Annotated in this window: 6 protein-coding genes and 2 pseudogenes; 4 read left to right on the forward strand and 4 right to left on the reverse strand. The window is 68.5% G+C overall.

What is annotated here, in order from left to right; all coding sequences use genetic code 11:
* Both UK12_RS31850 and UK12_RS40260 read right to left on the reverse strand, forming a co-directional pair.
* A pseudogene (locus UK12_RS31850) lies at positions 1-597 on the reverse strand (cytochrome P450); the annotation flags it as partial.
* Positions 594-1,178 (reverse strand): MAB_1171c family putative transporter, encoded by a 585-nt coding sequence (locus UK12_RS40260; RefSeq protein WP_197085340.1) that lies wholly within the window; start codon positions 1,176-1,178, stop codon positions 594-596. The gene UK12_RS40260 and the pseudogene UK12_RS31850, both read right to left, overlap by 4 nt.
* A gap of 33 nt (positions 1,179-1,211) precedes the next feature.
* Between UK12_RS40260 and UK12_RS31860 the strand changes: the two genes are divergently transcribed.
* Together UK12_RS31860 and UK12_RS31865 are read left to right on the forward strand one after the other, a co-directional pair.
* The gene (locus UK12_RS31860; RefSeq protein ID WP_045306694.1) at positions 1,212-1,559 is read left to right on the forward strand and encodes a hypothetical protein; all 348 of its coding nucleotides are present in this window, start codon (positions 1,212-1,214) and stop codon (positions 1,557-1,559) included.
* A 29-nt stretch (positions 1,560-1,588) separates the two neighbouring features.
* Positions 1,589-2,074 carry an NUDIX domain-containing protein gene (locus UK12_RS31865; protein ID WP_045306695.1) on the forward strand — a complete coding sequence of 162 codons (486 nt, stop codon included), beginning with the start codon at positions 1,589-1,591 and terminating at the stop codon, positions 2,072-2,074.
* A gap of 66 nt (positions 2,075-2,140) precedes the next feature.
* Here the strand turns inward: UK12_RS31865 and UK12_RS31870 are convergent, their stop codons facing one another.
* Together UK12_RS31870 and UK12_RS31875 are read right to left on the reverse strand one after the other, a co-directional pair.
* Entirely contained in the window at positions 2,141-2,407 is a 267-nt protein-coding gene (locus UK12_RS31870) for a hypothetical protein (RefSeq protein ID WP_045306696.1), read from the reverse strand.
* Between the two features lie 47 nt (positions 2,408-2,454).
* Positions 2,455-3,345: a cytochrome P450 family protein gene (locus UK12_RS31875; protein ID WP_231591474.1), complete on the reverse strand. Its 891-nt coding sequence runs from the start codon at positions 3,343-3,345 to the stop codon at positions 2,455-2,457.
* A gap of 181 nt (positions 3,346-3,526) precedes the next feature.
* On the opposite strand from UK12_RS31875, the pseudogene UK12_RS31880 reads away from it, so the two are divergent.
* Positions 3,527-3,748 (forward strand): annotated as a pseudogene (locus UK12_RS31880) (IS256 family transposase); the annotation flags it as partial.
* 124 nt (positions 3,749-3,872) lie between these two features.
* Positions 3,873-4,615 (forward strand): MerR family transcriptional regulator (locus tag UK12_RS31885; protein WP_045306700.1); only part of this gene is annotated, 743 nt, incomplete at its 3' end.

Below are 4,615 nucleotides of genomic sequence, written 5' to 3' on the forward strand. Positions count from 1 at the left end.
GTCGGGGGCGCGGCGCTTGGCCGTGATGAGGTCAGCCATGTAGCCGGCGACGGCATGCGAGGCCGCGTCGATCCGTGCGGGCTGGCCGGCCGCGAAGAGTTCGTTGGACCAGATGCGCACCTTCGCGCGGTCGGCGTTGGGAACCCCCAGCAGTTGGCAGATGACGGTGACCGGCAGCGGGACGGCGAGGCTCTCGATGGCGTCGACCTGCTCGCCGGGCACCCACGCGTCGAGCAGCTCGTCCGTCACGCTGGCGATGCAAGGGCGGAGGCGAGCGACGGCGCCAGGCGTGAACGCCTTCGTCACCAGGCTCCGCAGTCGGATGTGCTGGGGCGGATCGGTGGCCAGCATGCTCTGGGACACGGCGGGATGCAGGTTGCGTCCGGTGTCCTTGCCGGCGAAGAAGGCAGCCGTGTCCTTGGACAGCCGCGGGTCGGTGAAAGCCTCCCTGGCTTCGGCATAGCCGGTCACGAGGTAGCTCGACCGCCCGCCTCCGCTGGACACCTTCTGGACCGGAGAGGTGCCTCGGAGCGCCGCGAAGGTGGGGTACGGGTTGTGGAAGAAGCCTGGGTCCTGAAGTGGGTTGTTCACGCTCATCCTTGTAGCGTCCCGAGCATCGGCGCCTCGTGCGAGGCCGTCCGGACGATGTCGCTTGCGGCGTACGCCCGTGCCACCGAGCGTAGCCAGAGGGTCTCGGTGCGGAGGTCTCCCGCGCGGGCAGTGGATCCGGGAGTTGGCGCCGCCAGAGCGCACTCCGGCTCGGCGCCAGTACGCAGCGCTCGGAGGGCCGCTGCCAGGACGGCTGCCTCGACTGCTGCGTCACCGCTCGCAGTACCGGCCAGGTTACGACGCTCAACCTCACGGCTGGCTGCTTGCTGCACCGCGAGCGATCGGTAGGGGCGCAGCGCGAGGATGCCGTCGTTGATCTCGACGATGCGACGGTGAAGCAGGAAGTCGGTCTCGTTCTCGATCACGGCATCGTCATCGAGGACGATCTCGGGCAGGGCCGCGGCGAAGTCCTGCCACAGGGGATTGAGGTCGGCGATCGACTTGCGCTCCCAGCGGCGGCGGAGGAACTGTGTGAGTGGCCAGAGCGCGGCCGGCAGGGTCAGGCCGGCGGTGATGAGGAGCACGCCGACGGCCGGAGCCGTGACGCTGAGGGCGCAGAAGCTGATCAAGCGGCCCAACGTCTGGGCCACGACGCCAACCACATGTGGACGGCGTTCGGACCGACCAACGTCGCAATCCACCGCATCTCGACGGCCATGGAGCTGGGTGACGTCCAGATCGCCGCCGACCAAGGCCCTCGGGTGGATTCGTCCACCCTGCCGCTCGAACGCCGCGTACGCCACACCCTCGAAGTCGCCCGTGCCTACAGTGCGCAGAACCGCATGGACGAAGCCCTCGCTCTCTTGCTGGACGCCGAGGAGCTGGGCCCCGAACAGGTGCGCTACCACTTCATCCCCCGGCAACTGGTGACCATGTGGGTCCGCCAGCAGCGCGGGAAGCCGAGTCACCTTCTCGCGGGTGTGGCCCAGCGGCTACGCATCATCGGATGAGACGTTGCCGGACGACTACAGTCGTCGCCATGAGCGACTCCGAACTCAACGAGGCCGTAGCCCAACCCCGCACCGCCGCAGGAGTGCTGTTCTTCGACGAAACCGGGCGGGTGCTCCTGGTCAAGCCCACCTACAAGCCCGGCTGGGAGATCCCCGGCGGTTACCTGCACCCGGGCGAGACGCCGAGCCAAGGTGCGGCTCGGGAGGTCAAGGAAGAGCTCGGCATCACCCCACCTGTCGGTCGACTCCTCGTCGCGGACTGGGCGCCCCACCCGACCGAGGGGGACAAGCTGCTCTTCGTCTTCGACGGCGGCATCCTCCCAGACGACGAGCGTGCCCAGATCATCCTGGACGGGGTGGAAATCGGCGAGTACGCCTTCCACAGCTCGGATCAGATCGACGGCCTTCTCATCCCGCGTCTCGCTCGCCGCGTCCACGCTGCACTGGACGCTCGATCCCGCGTAGCGACTTCGTACTTGGAGCACGGCGCGCACTGGGCTACCGACGACATGTAGTGCTCCGGGTGGCTCTGTTGATCGCCACGCCGACGTACTCGCCCGAGCCGCCGGTCTCGCCTGACGTCACAGGCTTTTCAGCACGGCTTGGCACTCCCGGCAGCGCTTGTCGTACAGCGCGGGTGGGTACCAGGGTTCACCCGGCCGAGCCGGGCGGTAGTGGGCGTGTTCCATCGCGTCGGTGTCGAGACCGCAGAGAGTTCGAGGGAGAGGGTCCTCGGGGGCGTCGGGGTCGGCGCCGGCGGCGTGCACCAGAAGAACGACCGGTTCGACACCGTCAGGTCCGATCTCCTGGTCGGGCTCCAGCTCAAGAAGAACGACGATCGAGGCCATGTCCCGACCCTGCGGCACGGCGGAACCGGGCGCATCCTGGGTTCGGCCTATGGCAGGACGGGCAGCGCCTCAAGGCCCCGCATGAGCCGTGTGCGCCGCCATTGCAGCTCGGCAGTGGGCACAGCCAGGCGAAGCCGGGGGAATCGGGCAACGATGCGCCGGAAGGCGATCTCACCCTCGGCGCGGGCGAGGGGAGCCCCGAGGCACCGGTGGATGCCGTGCCCGAAGGCGAGATGCCCCTTGGTATCCCGGGCGAGGTCGAGTCGGTCCGGGTCGGGGAAGTGAGCGGGGTCGCGGTTCGCGGCGCCGGGCGCGATGAGCACCGGGGAGCCCGGAGGAATCTCGGTGCCGCCGAGGCTGATGGCCTCGGTGGCGAACCGGAAGGTAGCCATGCTCACTGGGGAGTCGAACCGGAGAAGCTCATCCACGGCCGTGTTGACCAGGTCAGGCTCGTCTCGCAGGCGGTGCAACGAATCCGGCGCCTGTACCAGGGACAGGAGACCGTTGCCGATCAGGTTGGTGGTGGTCTCGTGCCCGGCCACGAGCAGGAGCACTGCGAGGGAGACGAGCTCGTCCTCGCTGAGTCGGTCCTCGCCGTCGCGTGCACTGATCAAGTCGTTGAGCAGGCTGTCGTCGGGGGCGTGGCGCTTCGCCGCGATGAGCTCAGTCATGTAGCCGGCGACGGCGTGCGAGGCGGAGTCGATTCGTTCGGGCTGTCCGGCGGCGAAGAGTTCGTTGGACCAGGTGCGCACCGCCGCGCGGTCGGCGTCGGGGACCCCCAGCAGTTGGCAGATGACGGTGACGGGTAGCGGGACGGCGAGGCTCTCGATGGCGTCGGTCTGCTCGCCGGGCACCCACGCGTCGAGCAGCTTGTCCGTCACGCTGGCGATGTAAGGGCGGAGCCGAGCGACGGCGCCCGGCGTGAACGCCTTCGTCACCAGGCTCCGCAGTCGTGTGTGCTGGGGCGGATCGGTGGCCAGCATGCTCTGGGACACGGCGGGGTGCAAGTTGCGTCCGGTGTCCTTACCGGCGAAGAAGGTCAGCGAGGTGCTGCCGCTGCTCTACCTGCACGGGCTGTCCAGCGGCGACTTCGTGCCCGCGCTGGAGCAGTTCCCCGGCACGAACCCCCTCGAGTCCACCTTCTCCACAGTCAAGCTACGCACCAAGGTCACCCGTGGGGCCGGCGGCCCCGCCGCCGCGCTCGCCATGGTGTTCAAGCTCGTTGAGTCGGCCCAGGCCCGCTGGCGCGCGATCACCGGCGCTCACCCCGTCGCCCTGGTGCGCTCCGGCGCCAGGTTCGAGAACGGCATCCTCGTCGAGCGCGCCGAGGCGGCGGCGTGACAGCTTCCACCCGCTGACGTCGTCCCTGCGCGGCTCGTGCTTCGGGCTTGAAGCTGCCGCGGCGTCAACGCCTACTGTCGTTGGTGCGGCCGGAACGACCGGCCATAGTGAGGGGAGGATGGCGATGGCCTGGCCGATCGCTGAGGTCGCACGGATGTCGGGAGTGACGACCAGGACTCTGCGGTACTACGGCGAGATCGACCTGCTGTCGCCCGCATGGATCGGCACAGGCGGTCACCGCTACTACGAAGAGAGCCAGCTCCTGCGCTTGCAGCAGATCCTCCTGCTGAGGGAATTGGGTCTCGGGCTGGACGAGATCGGCAAGGTCCTGGACCAGCAGGTGGACGAGCTGGAAGCCCTGCGTGCACACCATCAGCGGCTGGTCCTGGAGCGCAGGCGCCTCGACATCCTCACCCGAACCGTCGCCCGCACGATCACCGAGCTACAGAAGGCACGAGAGGAGAACAGCATGACGAGGATCAACCGTCCGGAAAACCTGTTCGCCGGCTTCAACGCTGCGCAGCACGACGCGGAACTGCGAGAAGAATGGCCCGAGTTGGCGCAGCGGTCCGAGCACGTGGCCGCTTCGATGACGCAGGCTGACATCGAGCAGGGACAACGGGAACGCACTGCGCAGATGATCCGCATGGCCGAGCTGATGACTGCGGGCACGCCGACCGGCGCACCGGCCGCCCAGACTGAGGTCGGCAGCCAGTACCAGGCGCTGGCGCAGGTACAGGTGATGGACGCCGCGCAGTTCCGGGCGATCGGCCAGGCGTGCGTCGACAACGAGCAGTGGCGCGCGGCTTACGAAGCGATCGCTGCCGGGCTTGCCGAATACCAACGCGACGCCATCCAGGCATACGC

The organism is Saccharothrix sp. ST-888 (assembly GCF_000955975.1).
In the GTDB taxonomy this organism is placed as follows: Bacteria; Actinomycetota; Actinomycetes; order Streptomycetales; family Streptomycetaceae; genus Kitasatospora.

Coding starts and splice junctions, on each gene's coding strand:
- UK12_RS31860 (WP_045306694.1), top strand. CDS start 1,212: ATGTGGACGGCGTTCGGACCGACCAACGTCGCAATCCACCGCATCTCG.
- UK12_RS31865 (WP_045306695.1), top strand. CDS start 1,589: ATGAGCGACTCCGAACTCAACGAGGCCGTAGCCCAACCCCGCACCGCC.
- UK12_RS31870 (WP_045306696.1), bottom strand. CDS start 2,407: ATGGCCTCGATCGTCGTTCTTCTTGAGCTGGAGCCCGACCAGGAGATC.